The organism is Rhodanobacter aciditrophus (genome assembly GCF_050026795.1).
Taxonomy (GTDB): domain Bacteria; phylum Pseudomonadota; class Gammaproteobacteria; order Xanthomonadales; family Rhodanobacteraceae; genus Rhodanobacter_A.
The window spans coordinates 938,466-956,917 of the sequence record NZ_JALBWP010000012.1 but is presented as its reverse complement, the minus strand read 5'-3'; the positions used below and the strand labels follow the sequence as shown (position 1 = coordinate 956,917).

Genomic DNA, 18,452 nt, shown 5'->3' with positions numbered 1-18,452 from the left:
GGGGTGCGGGCGCTTGAAACCAGGCACCGGCGCCCCCACCCCCATCGCGTTTGCCTGATCTTCCACGTGACTGCCAAAGAGACAGCCATGCGCCGCATCCTCCTGTTCCTGGGTACCAACCTCGCCGTCCTGCTCCTGCTCGGCATCGTCTGCCGCCTGCTCGGCGTGGACCAGATGGCCGCAGCCCAAGGTTTCGGCGGCAGTACCGGCCTGCTGATCTATGCCGCGGTGTTCGGCATGGGCGGCGCCTTCATCTCGCTGGCCATGTCCAAGTGGATGGCGAAGATGACCACCGGTGCACACGTGATCGAGCAGCCGGCGAACGAGGCCGAGCGCTGGCTGGTCGAAACCGTGCGCCGCCACGCGCAGAACGCCGGCATCGGCATGCCCGAGGTGGCGATCTACGAGGCGCCGGAAATGAACGCCTTCGCCACCGGCATGACGAAGAACAGCGCGCTGGTGGCGGTGAGCAGCGGCCTGCTCGAACAGATGGATCGCGAACAGGTCGCAGCCGTGCTGGGCCACGAGATCGGCCACGTCGCGAACGGCGACATGGTGACCATGACGCTCATCCAGGGCGTGCTGAACACGCTGGTGATCCTCGCCGCGCGCATCGTGGGGCGGCTGGTGGACAGCTGGCTGTCCGGCGGCCGCGACGACAACCGCGGCAGCACCGGCATCGGCTACTTCGTCACGGTGATGGTGCTGCAGCTGGTGTTCGGACTGTTCGCCTCGATGATCGTGATGGCGTTTTCGCGCTGGCGCGAGTTCCGCGCGGACGCTGCCGGTGCCCACCTGGCCGGTCGCGGCGCGATGATCTCCGCGCTGCAGCGGCTCCAGGGCGACCACGGCGAGAACACCCTGCCGAAGACGCTCGCCGCGTTCGGCATCTCCGGCCCGCTGGCGCAGGGCTTCCAGCGCCTGTTCATGAGCCATCCGCCGCTGGACGAGCGCATCGCCGCGCTGCAAGGCGCGACGAACTGAATTTTCGCCCGTCGTGCCGGCGCAGGCCGGCGTCCGGTGGGGTGCCGTGCGAAGCATCCGGCGCTTCGGACGCTGCAGCTGCCGGATGACCGGTTTCGCCAGCGTGGAACTCCTCCGGCCCGCGCCGGCATGACGGCAAGGCCATCAACGCAAGACTGGACGTCACACCCATGACCACCACCGAAACCCGCAAATTCGAAGCCGAAGTCGCCCAGGTGCTGCACCTGGTCACCCATTCGCTGTACTCGCACAAGGAGATCTTCCTGCGCGAGCTGATCTCCAATGCCTCCGACGCCTGCGACAAGCTGCGCTTCGAGGCCATCGGCAAGCCCGAGCTGCTGGGCGGCGACGGCGAACTGCACATCGACGTGAGCTGGGACGAGGCCGCGCGCACCATCACCGTGCGCGACAACGGCATCGGCATGACGCGCGACGAGGTGGTGGCGAACATCGGCACCATCGCCAGCTCCGGCACGCGCCGCTTCCTGGAGGCGATGAGCGGTGAGCAGAAGGCCGACGCGCGCCTGATCGGCCAGTTTGGCGTGGGCTTCTACTCGGCCTTCGTGGTGGCCGACAAGGTCACCGTGCTCACCCGCCGCGCCGACGCGCCGGCGGGCGAGGGCGTGAAGTGGGAGAGCGACGGCAAGGGCGAATACGCGCTGGAGCAGGTCGAACTGGCCGCGCGCGGCACCGCGGTGGTCCTGCACCTCAAGGCCGACGAGGACGAGTTCCTCAAGGGCTGGCAACTGAAGTCGCTGATCCGCAAGTATTCCGACCACGTCGCCTTCCCGATCCGCGTTCCCGTCGAAAAGGACGGCAAGCCGACCGACGAGTGGGAGACCGCCAACGATGCGTCGGCGCTGTGGGCCAAGCCCAAGTCGGAGATTTCGGACGAGGACTACCAAGGCTTCTACAAGTCGCTGGGCCACGATTTCAACGATGCGCTGGCCTGGACGCACAACCGCGTCGAGGGCAGCCAGAGCTTCACCACGCTGCTCTACGTTCCCGCGCAGCCGCCGTTCGACCTGATGATGGGCGGGCGCGACGAGCGCAAGGGGCTGAAGCTCTACATCAAGCGCGTCTTCATCATGGACGCGGCCGAGGAGCTGCTGCCCAACTATCTGCGCTTCGTGCGCGGCGTGGTCGACGCCGACGACCTGCCGCTCAACGTCAGCCGCGAGATCCTGCAGCACAACCGCCAGCTGGAGCGCATCAAGTCGGCCTGCGTGAAGCGCGTGCTGGACCTGATCGAGAAGCTGGCCAAGGACGAGCCGGAGAAGTTCGCCACCTTCCTCAAGGCCTTCGGCAACACGCTGAAGGAAGGCATCAGCGAGGACGCCAGCAACCGCGAGCGCATCGCCAAGCTGCTGCGCTTCGCCTCGACCAAGGGCGAAGGCGCCAGGCAGAACGTCTCGCTGGACGACTACATCGGCCGCATGGCGGTGGGCCAGGATGCGATCTGGTACGTCACCGCCGACAGCTACGCCGCCGCTGCCGGCAGCCCGCAGCTGGAGGCGTTCCGCGCCAAGGGCATCGAGGTGCTGCTGATGTTCGACCGCATCGACGAGTGGATGGTCGGCTACCTCGCCGAGTACGAGGGCAAGAAGCTGCGCAACGTGGCCAAGGGCGAACTGCCGCTGGACGAGGCCGAGAAGCAGCAGCAGGAGGCGGTCGCGAAGGAGGCCGAGCCGCTGCTGAAGAAGCTCAAGGAGCTGCTCGGCGAGCGCGTGGGCGACGTCAAGGTCTCCGCCCGCCTCACCGATTCGCCCTCCTGCCTCGCGCTCAACGACTACGACATGGCGCCGCATCTCGCCCGCCTGCTGCGCGAGGCCGGCCAGGAGCTGCCCGAGAGCCGGCCCGTGCTGGAGATCAACCCGGGCCACCCGTTGTTGAAGCGGGTGGCAAACGAGGCCGACGAGGGCAGGGCGAAGGACCTCGCCAACCTGCTGCTGGAACAGGCCGAGATCGCCGCGGGTGCGCAGCTGGCCGACCCCGCTGCGTTCGTGCAGCGCGTGAACCGGGTGCTGCTGGGCAACTGAGTCCGCGGCAAAGCCGCACGGCGCAGATGGCAGAAGGCCCGTCGCGTGCGACGGGCCTTTCTTCGTTGCATGCGGACTCAGCGCGTGCGTGGCGGCGGATTCTGCACCGCCGGCACGGGCTGGCTGCTGCTCCTGATGCTGGTGCGATAACCGTCGTGCTCGTGTTGCACGGGCAGGCGCGGACGTGGGCCGCGACGGTACATGCCGCCCTGGCTGGCCAAGGCCAGCCGGTCGCCGTCGAGGTGCACCCAGTACCACGACCCGGGCGGTACCGGCTTGGCCGAGACGTAGGTGAAGTAGGCGTCGTAGTCGTTCGAACCCGTCGGTTTGGTCTGCAGCGCCACGTTCATGATGAACTGGCTCGACACCGGCTTGCCGTGCTTGTCGGTAGCCGGACTGCGGATCATTTCGCCGAGATTGGCGTTCAGCAGGCGGGTCATCTTCGCCGGCAGCGCATAGGCCGGCGACGCCTCGGTGACCTTGCCGTGCGCGTCGACGCGCACCAGCACCGGTTCGACCTTGTGGGGGAATTGGTTGATCGACATCGAGTCGTCGGCGACCGCGCTGGCGCTGGCCAGCAGCGCGACGACGATGAGGGGAAGCAGTGGCGTCCTCATGTCAATCTCCTTCTGACGGGGGACTTTCGCTTCTACTCCGCGCCCATGGCAGGGTCAAGCGGTTCTCCCTCAGGCGTTCGCCGCGCTCTTGCGTCGTCGCGGTTTCCTCTCCGAGGCGGCGAGCAGCTGTTGCAGATAGGCGATGCCCTCCTCCTCGGGGAAGAATGCCACCACGTCGGCCACGCTGAGCCGGTGGCGCTCGCGCAGGGCGAGGAACTCCTCGCGGGCGCGGGACAGGCGTTCGGCTTCGGCGGCTTTCCTTCCCAGGGGCTTCGGCCTGGGGCCGGGTTCGGGCTTCGGCTCACGCTTCGGTTCGGGCCGGTCCTGGTCGAGCGCGGCGAGCTCGGCCTGGAACTGGCGGAAGTCGTAGGGTTTGGAACTCATGGTGCTCGCGCGGTTCGGTGATGCGCCATTTTCGCACGGCGGCGGCGCCACGCGACGGACTTCCGGCTGACGGCCGGATCGCGTCTAATGAGGCGCTGGCCTCTGCGAAGCCCGATGATGAGTGCGCTGCTGCTGCTGTTCGTCTGTCTGGCATTGGGCGCAATGGTGCGTCGCTGGGCGCATCCGCCGGCCGGCATGGTGCACGGGCTCAACTGGTGGGTGCTCAACATCGCGTTGCCGGCACTGGTGCTGGAACTGATCCCCAGGCTGCGGTTCGACGCGCGGCTCTGGTTCCCGGTGGCGGCGATGTGGCTGGTGTTCTTCGGCGCCTGGCTGCTGTTCGCGTGGCTGGGGCCGCGGCTGGGCTGGTCGCGCGGGCGCATCGGCGCGCTGATCCTGGTCTGCGGGCTGGGCAACACCTCGTTCATGGGCTATCCGCTGCTGCAGGCGCTGCACGGGCAGGCCGGGCTAGCGCTCGCGGTGGTGGCCGACCAGCTCGGTTGCTTCCCGCTGCTGGCGTCGGTGGGCGTGGTGGTGGCTTGCCTGTACGCGGGGCGTGCGCCCGACCCGCGCCGGATCGCGCGCCGCATCGCCACGTTTCCCGCCTTCGTCGCGCTGGTGGCGGGCATCGTTGCCGGCCGGCTGGGCGGCTGGCCTGCCGCGCTCGACGGCGTGTTCGGGCCGCTGGGGGAAACGCTGACGCCGCTGGCGCTGTTCTCGGTGGGCCTGCAGTTCCGCCTGCAGGCGGGCCGAGGCCAACTCGGCGCAGCGGCCTGCGGGCTGGGCTGGAAGCTGCTGCTGGCACCGGCGTTGTGCTGGGCGCTGGGCGTGGCGGCCGGCGTGGGCGGACTCACGCTCACCGCGGGCGTGCTGCAGGCAGCGATGGCGCCGATGGTGTCGGCCACCATCCTCGCCGACGAATACGGGCTGGACCCGGAACTGGCGAACACCGTGCTCGGCGCCGGCATCGTGCTGTCGCTGCTGACGGTGCCGCTGGGCAACTGGCTGCTGGGGACGTGAGCCGCTGGGCCTGATGGCCCGCTGCCGCACCGTCACGCCCCGGCGGCCGAACGAGCAGCGAGAGGCGGGTGCGGTCCCCGGCGAGGCGTCGCGGGAATGGGGCGATAATGCGGGCGATGAACGATCCGCACGACCATGCCCCCGCCGAAGTGCGCGCCGACGTGTGGCTGTGGGCCGCGCGTTTCTTCAAGACGCGCAGCCTCGCCAAGCAGGCGATCGACGGCGGCAAGATCGACGTCAACGGCGCCGGCTGCAAGCCGGCAAAGCTGCTGCATGCGGGCGACAGGCTGAAGATCGGCCGTGGCGACGAGCGGCTGGAGGTCGAGGTGTTGGCGCTGGTGGACAGGCGCGGCCCGGCCAGCGCGGCGCAGGCGCTGTACCGCGAGAGCGAGGCGAGCCGGCAGGCCCGCGAGGCCCGACGCGAGCAGCGTCGGCTGGTCGGCGTGCAGGCGCCACGCCAGCGCCCGGACAAGCACGCGCGCAGGGAACTGCGTCGGTTGAAGGACGAACAGGGCGGCATTTGAGTCCGCGTGTGAGGTCGAGCAAGCGACTGTCGCAGGGGAACATGCACGCGCATGCGGCGGACGTACGCTGAAAACCCGCAAAACGCGCATGTTCCACGGGCTCTGAGCAGTGCATCGCAGATTGCGCCGCGATTCTGCCGCACCATCCGCAGCAACGACAGGTCGCGCCAAGTCCGCGACTTTCTCTGGACGGGGATGGCTTCGGGGAGCCTCACGATGAGCAGCATGGGATTCTTCAAGCGATGGCTGGGTGGCGCCGACGCGTCGGCGCCGCGGACGAGCGGCCGGCGGCAGGCGCCGGTGGGTACGCGCATGCTGGTGGTGGACGATTCGCCCACGATCTGCGCGGTGCTGGGCCGCATGCTGGAGCAGGACGGCTACGCGGTGCGGAAGGCCGCCGACGGCGAGCATGCGCTGGAACTGGCGAAGGCCGAGCTGCCCGAACTGATCTTCCTCGACATCGTGCTGCCGGGCATCAACGGCTTCGCGGTGCTGCGCGCGCTGCGCCACGACCCGCTCACCGCGCACATCCCGATCGTGATGATCAGCGGCAACCAGCAGGCCACCGAGCAGTTCTACGTGCAGCGCTACGGCGCCGACGGCTTCATGAAGAAGCCGTTCGGCCGTGCCGAGGTGCAGGCCAGCATCGATGTGCTGGTGCGTGCGGGCCGCCTGCCCGCCCGCGCCGCGGAGCCGCTCGTTGCGGCAACGCCCGCGCCGGTCGAGATCATGCACGACGTGGTCTCGGGCATGGCGGCCTGAGCGCCCGTTCCGCATCTCCGCACCTGCGTCAGTCGATCAGCGCGTGCGCCGTGGCGTGCGCCGCCGCGCGGATCTCCTCGCGGAAGGCTTCGTCCTCGATGGTGCGCGCCAGCACCATGCCGCCCACGCACAGCGCGGCGAGCGCCAGTCCGCGCCGGCGCGCGGCCTGCGCATCGACCGACGCGTCGGCGTTCCGCGCGAGCAGGCCGGCCATGCGTTCCAGCAGCCCGCGATAGGCGTGTTTCACGCCGGGGCCGGCGCGTGCCACGTCGGACGGCAGCGCGATCATCGGGCAGTGCCCCTCGATGTCGTCCAGGTGTTCGCGCGAGAGATAGGCATCGACCATCTGGCGGGCGAACGCGCTGCCGCAGCGCTGCGGATCGAAGTCGAGGCCCGGCCAGCGTTCGAGCGGGTTGAACTCCTGGTAGGCGGCCACCGCCTCCACGAACAGTTCTTCCTTGGTCCTGAAGTGGTTGTAGAAGCCGCCGCGGGTGAGGCCGGCGCTGGCCATGATCTCGTCGATCGACACCTCGGTGAAACCCTTGCGGTTGAACAGCATGCGGGCGCATTCGACGATGCGTGCGCGGGTCCGCTGCTTGTGGTCGGCGCTGTACGGCATACGGGTCTCCTCCGGTGCCGGCAAAGCGTAGCGCCGGCGCTGAATATGTTCTTGAACATATCTAGATGCGGCGCAGACTGCACTCCTCCAACACCGAGGAGTGAGCCATGAAGCTGTACTACGCCGAGACCTTCAATCCCCGCAAAGCCTGCGCGGTGGCCAAATACCTGGGTGCGCCGGTCGACTACCTGCGCGTCGACCTTGCCCACGGCGAACACCGCCAGCCGCCGTATCTCGCGCTGAACCCGAACGGCAAGGTGCCGCTGCTGGTCGACGGTGCGCTGCGCCTGTGGGAGGCCGACGCGATCATGGTGCACCTGGCGACCCGGGCCGGCTCGGACCTGTGGCCATCCGCGCCCGCGGCGCAGGTCGAGACGCTGCGCTGGCTGTCGTGGAACCAGGCGCACTTTTCGCGGCATGGCGGCACGCTGTACTTCGAGCGCCTGATCAAGCCGCTGCTGGGCATGGGCGAGCCCGATGCGGCGGTGGTGGCGGAGGCGGAAGCGTTCTTCCGGCAATTCGCGGCCAACCTCGACGCGCACCTGGCCACACACGAATGGCTGGTGGACGACCGCCTCGGCGTGGCGGACTTCGCCGCTTCCACGCCGCTGGGCTGGGCGCAGGAGGCCCAGCTGCCGCTGGATGGCTTCGCGCACATCGCGCGCTGGCATCGGCAGCTGCAGGCCCTGCCGGCATGGCGCGAGCCGTTCCCGCACGCAGCCGTGACCAGCGCCGTGGCCTGACCATCACCACGCTCGCGAGCGGGGCCACACGCGGACTCGGCATGCGGCCTTGCCACGGGACTGCAGCGGGGAACCTTGAGGCCACCTGCTTGCGCCGGCCCGCGCCGGCACCGAAACTGCGCCGGCGCGGGCGCCTTCGCCGGCGAAGGGGGGGCAGGGGATGGCCGGTTTCGGGTTGTTGAAGCGGCTGGTGGGCGGCGGCGAGCGCCGTCACAGCGAACCGCGCGTGCGCGCACCGATGGCCACGCGGGTGCTGGTGGTGGACGACTCGGCGACGATCCGTGCGGTGCTGGGCAAGATGCTGGGCCAGGACGGCTACGAGGTGATCAAGGCCGCCGACGGCGAAAGCGCGCTGGCGCTCGCCAGGGACGAGCGTCCGGGGCTGGTCTTCCTCGACATCGTGCTGCCCGGCCTTTCCGGCTTCGAGGTGCTGCGCACGCTGCGGCACGAGCCGGACACGCGGCACATTCCCATCGTGATGATCAGCGGCAACGTGCAGGCCACCGAGCAGTTCTACGTGCAGCGCTACGGCGCCGACGACTTCATGAAGAAGCCGTTCGGTCGCGGCGAGGTGTTCGAGCGCATCCGCCAGCTGGTGCTGGCCGGCCGCCTGCCGGCACGCGCGCCGGTCGAGCAGGCCCTGCCGCCGGCCGGGGTGAGCCAGGCCGAGTGGGACGCGATCCCCGACATCGCGATGCCGGACGAGGCCCATCAGGTGTCTGCGCCGTCGCGGTCGCCGGACGATCCTGCGCGCACGGACTGAGGCTGCCTCAGCGCAGGCCCTTCAGGCGGTAGAGCGCGTCCAGCGCCTCGCGCGGCGTCAGCGCGTCGGGGTCGATGCCGTCCAGCGCGTTCTCCACCGCCGACGGCGCGGGCGGCGCGAACAGCCCGAGTTGCGGCGAGGCGTCGGCGGCGGGCGCCGCCTGGGTGGCGTGCGCGTGCATGCCGCGCTCCAGCTCCGCCAGCGTGCGCCGCGCGTCGGCGATCACCGCCTTCGGCAGGCCGGCCAGCGCCGCCACCTGCAGGCCGAAGCTGCGGTTGGCGGGGCCCTCCTTCACCGCGTGCATGAAGACCAGCTGGTCGCCGTATTCCACCGCGTCCAGGTGCACGTTGGCGATGGCGGGGTAGTCGCCGGCCAGTTCCGTCAGCTCGAAGTAGTGCGTGGCGAACAGGGTGAACGCGCGGCTGGCCGTGGCCAGGTGCACCGCCGCCGCGCGCGCCAGCGCGAGGCCGTCGTAGGTGCTGGTGCCGCGGCCCACCTCGTCCATCAGCACCAGACTCTGCGCGGTGGCGTTGTGCAGGATGCTGGCGGTCTCGCTCATTTCCACCATGAAGGTGGACTGGCCGCGCGAAAGGTCGTCGCCGGCGCCGATGCGGGTGAAGATGCGGTCGATCGGGCCGATCACCGCGCGCGCGGCCGGCACGTAGCTGCCGATGTGGGCGAGCAGCACGATCAGCGCGTTCTGGCGCATGTAGGTGCTCTTGCCGCCCATGTTCGGGCCGGTGATGACCAGCATGCGGCGGGCGTCGTCGAGCACGAGATCGTTTGGCTCGAACGGCTCCTCGCGCACTTTCTCCACCACCGGATGGCGGCCGCGCTCGATCGCGACGCCAGGCTCGTCGGCGAGTTCGGGGGCGCTCCAGTCCAGCGTCTCGGCGCGTTCGGCGAGAGTGGCCAGCACGTCCAGTTCGGCGATGGCGGCAGCGGCCCGCTTCAGCGGCTCCAGCCGTTCGATCAGCGTGTCGAGCAGCGCCTCGTACAGCGCCCGCTCGCGCATCAGCGAGCGTTCCTTCGCCGACAGCACCTTGTCCTCGAACTGCTTGAGCTCCTCGGTGATGTAGCGTTCGGCGTTCTTGGTGGTCTGGCGGCGCGTGTAGTGGGTGGGCGCCTTGTCCGACTGGGCCTTGCTGATCTCGATGTAGTAGCCGTGCACGCGGTTGTAGCCGACCTTGAGCGTGGGGATGCCGCTGGCGGCCTTCTCGCGTTCCTCCATCTCCACCAGGTACTGGTCGGCGTGGGTGGAGAGTCGGCGCAGTTCGTCCAGCTCGGCATCGTAGCCGTCGGCGATGACGCCGCCGTCGCGTTGCAGCACCGGCGGTTGCTCGACGACGGCGCGCTGGAGCAGGGCGGCGGTTGCAGCGTGGTCGCCGATGCGCTCCACGAGATCGCCCAGCAAGGGCGACGCTCCCCGGAAAGTGCAGCCAAGGATGGCCGCTTCGTGATCTTCGCGATCAGGGACGATCGCACCAGTTACTCCCGCTTCGTGATCTTCGCGGTCATGGACGAGCGCACCAATATAGGGGGCGGCCCGCAGGCCGTCGCGCAACGTGGACAGATCGCGCGGGCGCGCCGAGCGCAGTGCCACGCGGGCCAGGATGCGTTCGAGATCGCCGATGCCGCGCAGCTGTTCGCGCAGCGCTTGGTAACGGCGGCCGTCGATCAGGGCGCCGATGGCCTGGTGGCGGCCGCGCAGCAGTTCACGCGAACGCAGCGGACGGTTCAGCCAGCGGCGCAGCAGGCGCGCGCCCATCGGTGTCACCGATTCGTCGAGCACGCCCAGCAGGGTGTGTTCGGTGCGACCGCTGGGGTGCGTATCCAGCTCGAGGTTGCGGCGCGTGGCGGCATCGAGCGCGATGGTTTCGCCCGCGCTTTCCACCGCCATGCCGGACAGGTGCGGCAGCGCGCTCTTCTGCGTTTCTTCCACGTAGCCGAGCAGGCAGCCGGCCGCGGCGATCGCCAGCGGCATGCGGTCGACGCCGAAGCCGCCGAGATCGCGCGTGCCGAAGAAACGGTTGAGTTCGCGTCGCGCCGCATCGCCGTCGAAATGCCACGGCGGACGCTTGCGCACGCCGGGCAGGGAGCTGACGAACCTGGGCCATGCCACGTCCTCGCCCACCAGCGTCTCCGCCGGCTGCAGGCGCGCCAGTTCCGCGGCGAGCGCTTCGGCACTCGGCACTTCGCTCAGCAGGAAGCGGCCGCCGGCGAGGTCGACCCAGGCGAGGCCGTAGGCGCCATGTGCGCCGGCGCTGATCGCCATCAGCAGATTGTCGCGGCGCTCCTCGAGCAGGGCGGCGTCGGTCACCGTACCCGGGGTGACGATGCGCACCACCTTGCGTTCCACCGGGCCTTTGGCGAGCGCCGGATCGCCGATCTGCTCGCAGATCGCCACCGACTCGCCCAGGCGCACCAGCCGCGCCAGGTAGTTCTCGACCGCGTGATAGGGCACGCCCGCCATGGGAATCGGCTGGCCCGCGGACTGGCCGCGCTGGGTCAGCGTGATGTCCAGCAGGCGTGCCGCCTTGCGCGCGTCGTCGTAGAACAGCTCGTAGAAGTCGCCCATGCGGAAGAACAGCAGCACGTCCGGGTGCTCGGCCTTGGCGCCCAGGTACTGGCGCATGAGTGGGGTGTGTTCGGTGCTGTTCTCGGCCATTCCTGCGCGGTGTCCTGAGATTGCCGGCCGGCGCCGCAGCGCCGGTCAAAGGCAGTCACTTTAGCGGTTCGGTACCGGCTTGTTGAGCGGCGGCCGCTCGCGACCCTCGCTGTCCCCGGCGGCATTTGCCGCACTGCGATGGTGCAAGGAGGCAGGCATTAGTCCGGGGCTGGTGCAGCGGATCGCCAGGGTTACTCCGCCGAATGCCGCAAGCCCCCGTTTTTCGGCGGGCCTGCCTGGTGGCATGCGTGTTGCTACGCAGCAAATGGACAGCCCATGGCCGGCACCGCGAGGCGCGCAGGGGCGATTCGTCATCTTCGGTGAGGAGGTGCCATGTCGGGCAAGGCGACGCGGATCGAACTGTTGCAGTGGCGCACGCCCCAGATGCGCGCATTCCATCTGAGCTGGCTGGCGTTCTTCGTCTGCTTCTTCGCGTGGTTCGCGGTGGCGCCGCTGATGCCGCTGGTGCGCGAAGAATTCCGGCTCGGGCCCGGGCAGGTCGCCAACACCACCATCGCCGCCGTGGTCGCGACCATCTTCGGACGCCTGCTGGTGGGGCCGCTGTGCGATCGGCTGGGGCCACGGCGCACCTATGCGGGCTTGCTGCTGCTCGGATCCGTTCCGGTGTTTGGCATCGCGCTGGCGCAGGGCTACACCTCGTTCCTGATCGCGCGACTGGCGATCGGCGTGGTGGGCGCGGGCTTCGTGATCACGCAGTACCACACCTCGGTGATGTTCGCGCCCAACGTGGTGGGCACCGCCAACGCGGCCTCGGCTGGCTGGGGCAACGCAGGCGGCGGCGCGGCACAGGCCGCGATGCCGCTGGTGATCGCCGGCCTGCTTGCGCTTGGCCTTGATCGCAGCCAGGGCTGGCGCGTCGCGATGCTGCTGCCCGGCGTGCTGATGGCGATCGTGGGCATCCTGTACTGGAAGTTCACGCAGGACTGTCCCGCGGGCGACTTCCGCGCCCTGCGCGCGCGCGGCATCGCGGCCGGCGATGGCAAGCAGGGGGGCTGGGCGGCGTTTCGCCGGGCGGCCGGCAACTACCGCGTGTGGATGCTGTTCGTCACCTATGCGGGCTGCTTCGGCATCGAATTGTTCGTGCATGGCGTGGCGGCGTCCTATTACGTGGATCGTTTCGGATGGGGCCTGCGCAGCGCGGGTCTCGCCGTCGGCGCCTTCGGCCTGCTCGCCCTGTTCGCGCGAGCCCTGGGCGGCATCGCCTCGGACCGGCTGGCGCGCAGGCGGGGCCTGTTGTCGCGCGCCCACCTGCTGTGCGCGCTGATGCTGTGCGAGGGCATCGGGCTCCTGTGGTTCTCGAACGCGCAGGCCGCCGGGACGGCGGTGGCCGCGATGCTCGCCTTCGGTCTGTTCACCCACATGGCGTGCGGGGCGACCTATGCGCTGATGCCGTTCATCGATCGCAGGGCGCTGGGGGGCGTCGCGGGCATCGTCGGTGCCGGCGGAAACGTCGGCGCGGTGGCGGCCGGATTCCTGCAGAAATACACCGGCTCGGTGCAGCACACGTTCATGGCGCTCGGTGGTTTCGTCATCGCCGGCTCGCTGTGCGCGCTCGCCGTGCGCTTCAGCCGGGAGCACGTGGCCGACGAGGAGCGCCGTTACCGGGAAGCCTTGCAGCAGGATGGCATCGCCGCGCCGGCGCTGGCCATCGACTGATTCGACGAGGAGGTCATCGAGATGGCGATGAAGCTGGTGGTGGTGGGCAACGGCATGGTGGGCCACAAGCTGCTGGAGGAGCTGGCGGCGCTGCAACCGCCGGACCTGGAGGTCACCGTGCTGTGCGAGGAAAAGCGGCCGGCGTACGACCGCGTGCACCTGTCGGAATTCTTCGCCGGAAAGAGCGCCGACGACCTGTCGCTGGTGGCGCCAGGCTTCTTCGAGCGGGCCGGCATGCACCTGCGCCTCGGCATCCGTGCGACGGGTATCGATCGCGCGATGAAACGCGTGACCACCAGCGACGGCGACGTCGTTCCGTACGACAAGCTGGTGATCGCCGCGGGATCGGCGCCGTTCGTGCCGGCGATTCCGGGCAACGATCGTCCCGGCTGCCTGGTGTACCGCACGCTGGACGATCTGGAGTCGCTGGCGCAGTGGGGCGGCCGGTCCAGGCATGGCGTGGTGGTGGGCGGCGGCCTGCTGGGCCTGGAGTGCGCCAGGGCGCTGCGCGACATGGGGCTGGAGACGCACGTGGTGGAGTTCGCCCAGCGCCTGATGGCGGTGCAGGTGGACGACGTCGGCGGGCAGATGCTGCGCAAGGCCATCGAGGATCTCGGCCTGGTCGTGCACACCGGCAAGAACACCCTGCAGATCGCCGATGGCGAAACGCTGCGCCATCGCATGTGCTTCGCCGACGGCAGCCACCTGGAGACCGACCTGATCGTGTTCTCCGCCGGCATCCGGCCGCGCGACGAACTGGCGCGGCAGAGCGAGCTCGGCGTGGGCCAGCGCGGCGGCATCATGGTCGACAACTTCTGCCGCACGCGCGATCGCGACGTCTACGCCATCGGCGAGTGCGCGCAATGGGGCGGCAAGGTGTTCGGCCTGGTGGCGCCGGGCTACGAGATGGCGCGCGTGGTGGCCAGCCACCTGAACGCGTTGCTGACCCGGCGGCAGGCGCCCGAACTGCCGGAGTTCGCCGGCGCGGACATGTCCACCAAGCTCAAGCTGATGGGCGTGGACGTGGCCAGCATCGGCGATGCGCATGGCGCCACGCCGGGCAGCCGCAGCTACCAGTTCAGCGACGGGCACCGGCAGGTCTACAAGAAGCTGGTGGTATCGGAGGACGGCAAGCGCCTGCTCGGCGGCGTGCTGGTGGGCGACGCCGCCGACTACGGCACGCTGCTGCAGATGGTGCTGAACGGCATGGAGCTGCCGGAGTCGCCCGAGTCGCTGATCCTGCCGGCGGCGGGCGGCAAGGCGAAACCGGGACTCGCGGTGGACGCGCTGCCGGCGACGGCCCAGATCTGCTCGTGCAACAACGTCAGCAAGGGGCAGCTGTGCGGCGCCGTGGCGGCGGGCGCCACCTCGATCGATGCGCTGAAGCAGGCGACGCGGGCGGGCACCACCTGCGGCGGCTGCGTGCCGCTGGTCACGCAGATCATGAAGGCGGAGATGAAGCACCGCGGACTGGCCGTGGACAACCATCTCTGCGAACACTTCGCCTACTCGCGGCAGGAGCTGTACCACCTGGTCCGCGTGGAGCGCATCCGCCGCTTCGACGAGCTGCTGGCGCGCCACGGCAAGGGCCTGGGCTGCGATGTGTGCAAGCCCACGGTGGCCAGCATCCTGGCCTCGTGCTGGAACGAATTCGTGCTGCAGCAGGAACACGCCTCGCTGCAGGATTCCAACGACTACTTCCTGGCCAACATCCAGAAGGACGGCAGCTACTCGGTGGTGCCGCGCATGCCGGGTGGCGAGGTGACGCCCGACGGGCTGATCGCGATCGGCCGGATCGCACGCAAGTACGGCCTCTACACCAAGCTCACCGGCGGGCAGCGGGTCGACATGTTCGGCGCGCGGCTGGAGCAGCTGCCGCCGATCTGGGAGGAGCTGATCGCCGCCGGCTTCGAATCGGGCCATGCCTACGGCAAGTCGCTGCGCACCGTGAAGTCCTGCGTGGGTTCCACCTGGTGCCGCTACGGCGTGCAGGATTCGGTGGGCCAGGCGATCAATCTGGAGAACCGTTACAAGGGCCTGCGCTCGCCGCACAAGCTGAAGTTCGCCGTGTCCGGTTGCGCGCGCGAATGCGCCGAGGCGCAGGGCAAGGACGTGGGCATCATCGCCACCGAGCAGGGCTGGAACCTGTACGTCTGCGGCAACGGCGGCATGAAGCCGCGCCATGCCGAACTGCTGGCGGGCGACCTCGACGGCGAAACCCTGGTCCGCTACATCGACCGCTTCCTGATGTTCTACATCCGCACCGCCGACCGCCTGCAGCGCACCAGCACGTGGCGCGACAACCTCGAAGGCGGCATGGACTACCTGCGCGACGTGATCGTCCACGACAGGCTGGGCGTCGCCGCCGAGCTCGAGGCGGAGATGCGGCAGGTGGTCGACAGCTACGAGTGCGAGTGGAAGAAGGCGGTGAACGACCCGCGCGTGCGCGCCCGCTTCCGCCATTTCGTCAACAGCGACGCCGGCGACGACCAGGTGGCGTTCGTGCCGGAGCGCGGACAGATCCGCCCGGCGACGACGCAGGAGAAGCGCGCGTTCCGCGGCATCCCGGTGGTGGTCGAGACGGAGTGACGTCATGAATCGCGAAGAAGCCCGCTGGATCCCGGTCTGTGCCCTCGGCGACATCGTGCCGGACGCCGGCGTCTGCGCCCTGGTGGACGGCGAGCAGGTGGCGGTGTTCCGCGTCGGCGGCGAGCTGTATGCGATCGACAATCTCGATCCCTGCTCGGGCGCGGCGGTGCTGTCGCGCGGCCTGGTCGGCAGCCTCGGCGAGCGCGTGGTGGTCGCCTCGCCGATCTACAAGCAGCATTTCGACCTGCGCACCGGTGCCTGCCTGGAGGTGCCGCAACTGGCTGTGCGCACCTGGCCGGTGCGGCGGCAGGGCGAATGCGTGCAGGTGGGGCAGCGCGGCCCATGAGCGATGCCGTGCGCACGACCTGCCCCTATTGCGGCGTCGGCTGCGGCGTGCTGGCCAGCGCGGACGGCACCGGCGCACGGGTGGCGGGCGATCCGGCGCATGAGTCCAACCATGGGCGACTGTGCGTCAAGGGCGCGGCCCTGGGCGATACCGTCGGCCCGGATGGGCGCCTGCTGCATCCCATGCTGCGTGGGCCGGACGGCGGCTTTCGCCGCGTGGAGTGGGACGTGGCGATCCAGCGGGTGGCCGACGGCTTTTCGCGCGTCGTCGCGGAACACGGGCCCGATGCGGTGGCGTTCTATGTCTCGGGGCAGCTGCTGACCGAGGACTACTACGTCGTCAACAAGCTGGCGAAGGGCTATCTCGGCACCGCCAACATCGACACCAATTCGCGCCTGTGCATGTCCTCCGCCGTGGCAGGCCACAAGCGCGCGTTCGGCGAGGACGTGGTGCCCGGCTGCTACGAGGATCTGGAACAGGCCGAGCTGGTCGTGCTGGTCGGCTCCAATGCCGCGTGGTGCCATCCGGTGCTGTTCCAGCGCGTGACGAGTGCGCGCGACGGCCGCGACGGGCCGCGCGTGGTGGTGATCGATCCGCGCTTCACCGCCACCTGCGAAGGCGCCGACCTGCATCTGCCGATCCGGCCCGGCACCGACGTGCGGTTGTTCAACGGCTTGCTGTCGTTCCTGTTCCGGCATGGCGTGATCGATCCGGCCTTCATCGACGCGCATACGCAAGGTTTCGACCAGGCGCTCGCGGCGGCGGAGGCCGAGGCGGGCGACCCGGCCGAGGTGGCGCGGCAGTGCGGACTGCAGGCGAGCGACGTGACGGCGTTCTATCGCCTGTTCGCGCGGCACGCAAAAACCGTCACCCTGTTCTCGCAGGGCGTGAACCAGTCCACCAGCGGCACGGACAAGGTCAACGCCATCATCAACTGCCACCTCGCCACCGCGCGTATCGGCAGGCCGGGCATGGGGCCGTTCTCCATCACCGGCCAGCCCAACGCAATGGGCGGACGGGAAGTCGGCGGGCTGGCGAACATGCTGGCGGCGCACATGGAGCTGGGCGATCCGGTGCACCGGGACATCGTGCAGGCGTTCTGGCAATCGCCGCGCATCGCGGACAAGCCCGGGCTGAAGGCGGTGGAACTGTTCGACGCGGTGGGCGAGGGACGGATCAAGGCGCTTTGGATCATGGCGACCAACCCCGCGGTGAGCCTGCCCGACGCCGACAAGGTGCGCGCCGCACTGGCCGCGTGCGAACTGGTGGTGTGCTCGGACATCGTCGGGCACACCGATACCAACGCCTGCGCCCATGTGCTGCTGCCGGCACTGGGCTGGGGCGAGAAGGACGGCACGGTGACCAGCTCCGAGCGGCGCATCTCGCGGCAGCGGCCGTTCCTGCCGGTGCCGGGCGAGGCGCGGGCGGATTGGTGGGCGGTGTGCGAGGTGGCGCGACGGATGGGGTTCGGGCGCGGCTTCGACTTCGACCATCCGCACGAGATCTTTGTCGAGCATGCCCGGCTCACCGCATTCCGCAACCACGAGCCGGCGGCCGATGGCGCGCCGGCGGCGCGCCGGCGCCTGCATCTGGGCGCACTGGCGCGGCTGGACCGGCAGGCCTACGACGCGCTCGCTCCGGTGCAGTGGCCGGTGACGGGGGAGGGCGCCGGCACGTCCCGGCTGTTCGCCGATGGCGTGTTCAGCCATGCCGACGGTCGCGCGCGCTTCGTCGTCACCGCCTCGCGTCCGCCGGCGCACGCCGTGGACCGCGAATATCCCCTCGTGCTCAATACGGGCCGCATTCGCGACCAGTGGCACACGATGACGCGCACCGCGCGCTCGCCGCGCCTCAACGGCCACATCGGCGAACCGTTCGTGGACATGCATCCGCACGACGCGCTGCGCTGCGGCGTGCGCGAGGGCATGCTGGCCCGGGTCGGTTCGCGCTGGGGTTCGATGGTGGGCCGGGTGCGCCACGGCGGCGGCATCCTGGCGGGCAACGTGTTCGTGCCGATCCACTGGAGCGACCAGTTCGCCTCGGACGCGCGCGTCGGTGGCGTGGTGAATCCGGCGGTGGACCCGGTGTCCGGCGAGCCCGAGTTCAAGCACACGCCGGTACGCGTCGAGGCGTTCGCGGTGCGCTGGCACGGTTTCGCGCTGGCCCGGCGGCCGCTGCCGGCCTCGGCGCTGAGCTACTGGACGCTGATCCGCGGCGATCGCTTCCTGCGCTACGAGCTGGCGCATCGCGAGCGCCCCGCGGACTGCGGCGCATGGGCGAAGACATGGCTGGGTGCGGATGGCGCGGATGCCGACTGGCTGGAATTCGAGGACCGCGACAGCGGCGTCTATCGCGCGGCGCATCTGCGCGATGGCCGCGTCGAATCCTGCCTGTTCCTCGCCGGGCAGCCGCACCTGCCGTCGCGTCAGTGGCTGTCGTCGCTGTTCGCGCAGGAGCGGCTGGGCGAGGCCGACCGGCTCGCGCTGCTGTCGGGCGAGCCGCCGGGGGGCGGCGGCGATCCCGGGCCGGTGGTGTGCTCCTGCTTCGGCGTCGGGCGCAACACCATCCTCGCGCTGATCCGCCGCAACGACCTGGACCTGCCGGCGCAGGTCACCGCCGAGCTGCGCGCGGGCGGCAACTGCGGCTCCTGCATCCCCGAGTTGCGGCGCCTGATCGCCGAAGCGCGCGCGACGTCCGAGGCATGAAACGGCAGGGAG

The 18,452-nt window shown here is 69.8% G+C and carries 15 protein-coding genes; 11 read left to right on the top strand and 4 right to left on the bottom strand.

Features of this window, described 5'->3' with window-relative positions:
* Nucleotides 1-87 precede the first annotated feature (87 nt).
* Nucleotides 88-984, top strand: coding sequence for a protease HtpX (htpX, locus tag ACQGNW_RS17445; protein ID WP_426664651.1), 897 nt, complete (start codon nt 88-90; stop codon nt 982-984).
* Between the two features lie 170 nt (nt 985-1,154).
* Nucleotides 1,155-3,023 (top strand): molecular chaperone HtpG, encoded by a 1,869-nt coding sequence (htpG, locus tag ACQGNW_RS17440; RefSeq protein ID WP_426664650.1) that lies wholly within the window; start codon nt 1,155-1,157, stop codon nt 3,021-3,023.
* A gap of 77 nt (nt 3,024-3,100) precedes the next feature.
* Here the strand turns inward: htpG and ACQGNW_RS17435 are convergent, their stop codons facing one another.
* Both ACQGNW_RS17435 and ACQGNW_RS17430 read right to left on the bottom strand, forming a co-directional pair.
* Nucleotides 3,101-3,640: a hypothetical protein gene (locus ACQGNW_RS17435; RefSeq protein ID WP_426664648.1), complete on the bottom strand. Its 540-nt coding sequence runs from the start codon at nt 3,638-3,640 to the stop codon at nt 3,101-3,103.
* 69 nt (nt 3,641-3,709) lie between these two features.
* On the bottom strand, nt 3,710-4,024 hold the full coding sequence (locus ACQGNW_RS17430; protein ID WP_426664647.1) for a 2-hydroxyacyl-CoA dehydratase: 315 nt from the start codon (nt 4,022-4,024) through the stop codon (nt 3,710-3,712).
* Between the two features lie 117 nt (nt 4,025-4,141).
* Between ACQGNW_RS17430 and ACQGNW_RS17425 the strand changes: the two genes are divergently transcribed.
* From ACQGNW_RS17425 to ACQGNW_RS17415, 3 genes are all read left to right on the top strand, one after another.
* Nucleotides 4,142-5,044, top strand: a complete 903-nt coding sequence (locus tag ACQGNW_RS17425; RefSeq protein ID WP_426664646.1) for an AEC family transporter — start codon at nt 4,142-4,144, stop codon at nt 5,042-5,044.
* A gap of 116 nt (nt 5,045-5,160) precedes the next feature.
* Nucleotides 5,161-5,568 (top strand): RNA-binding S4 domain-containing protein, encoded by a 408-nt coding sequence (locus ACQGNW_RS17420; protein ID WP_426664645.1) that lies wholly within the window; start codon nt 5,161-5,163, stop codon nt 5,566-5,568.
* A 216-nt stretch (nt 5,569-5,784) separates the two neighbouring features.
* On the top strand, nt 5,785-6,330 hold the full coding sequence (locus tag ACQGNW_RS17415) for a response regulator (RefSeq protein ID WP_426664644.1): 546 nt from the start codon (nt 5,785-5,787) through the stop codon (nt 6,328-6,330).
* Nucleotides 6,331-6,358: 28 nt separating this feature from the next.
* Here ACQGNW_RS17415 and ACQGNW_RS17410 read toward each other — a convergent pair whose 3' ends face one another.
* Nucleotides 6,359-6,949, bottom strand: a complete 591-nt coding sequence (locus ACQGNW_RS17410) for a TetR/AcrR family transcriptional regulator (protein ID WP_426664643.1) — start codon at nt 6,947-6,949, stop codon at nt 6,359-6,361.
* 107 nt (nt 6,950-7,056) lie between these two features.
* Here ACQGNW_RS17410 and ACQGNW_RS17405 point away from each other — a divergent pair, with 107 nt between their 5' ends.
* Both ACQGNW_RS17405 and ACQGNW_RS17400 read left to right on the top strand, forming a co-directional pair.
* Nucleotides 7,057-7,692: a glutathione S-transferase family protein gene (locus ACQGNW_RS17405; protein WP_426664642.1), complete on the top strand. Its 636-nt coding sequence runs from the start codon at nt 7,057-7,059 to the stop codon at nt 7,690-7,692.
* A gap of 160 nt (nt 7,693-7,852) precedes the next feature.
* Complete coding sequence (locus ACQGNW_RS17400; protein ID WP_426664641.1) at nt 7,853-8,455, top strand: response regulator; 603 nt, start codon at nt 7,853-7,855, stop codon at nt 8,453-8,455.
* 7 nt (nt 8,456-8,462) lie between these two features.
* Here ACQGNW_RS17400 and mutS read toward each other — a convergent pair whose 3' ends face one another.
* A complete protein-coding gene (gene mutS / locus ACQGNW_RS17395; RefSeq protein ID WP_426664640.1) occupies nt 8,463-11,123 on the bottom strand; it encodes a DNA mismatch repair protein MutS in 2,661 nt (886 codons plus the stop codon).
* Nucleotides 11,124-11,456: 333 nt separating this feature from the next.
* On the opposite strand from mutS, the gene ACQGNW_RS17390 reads away from it, so the two are divergent.
* The 4 genes from ACQGNW_RS17390 to ACQGNW_RS17375 are packed head-to-tail and all read left to right on the top strand — an operon-like array spanning nt 11,457 to nt 18,440.
* A complete protein-coding gene (locus ACQGNW_RS17390; RefSeq protein ID WP_426664639.1) occupies nt 11,457-12,800 on the top strand; it encodes an MFS transporter in 1,344 nt (447 codons plus the stop codon).
* Between the two features lie 21 nt (nt 12,801-12,821).
* Complete coding sequence (gene nirB, locus ACQGNW_RS17385; protein ID WP_426664638.1) at nt 12,822-15,389, top strand: nitrite reductase large subunit NirB; 2,568 nt, start codon at nt 12,822-12,824, stop codon at nt 15,387-15,389.
* Between the two features lie 4 nt (nt 15,390-15,393).
* On the top strand, nt 15,394-15,735 hold the full coding sequence (nirD, locus tag ACQGNW_RS17380; protein WP_426664637.1) for a nitrite reductase small subunit NirD: 342 nt from the start codon (nt 15,394-15,396) through the stop codon (nt 15,733-15,735).
* Entirely contained in the window at nt 15,732-18,440 is a 2,709-nt protein-coding gene (locus ACQGNW_RS17375; protein WP_426664636.1) for a molybdopterin-dependent oxidoreductase, read from the top strand. Before nirD ends, ACQGNW_RS17375 begins: the two co-directional genes overlap by 4 nt.
* Nucleotides 18,441-18,452 lie beyond the last annotated feature (12 nt).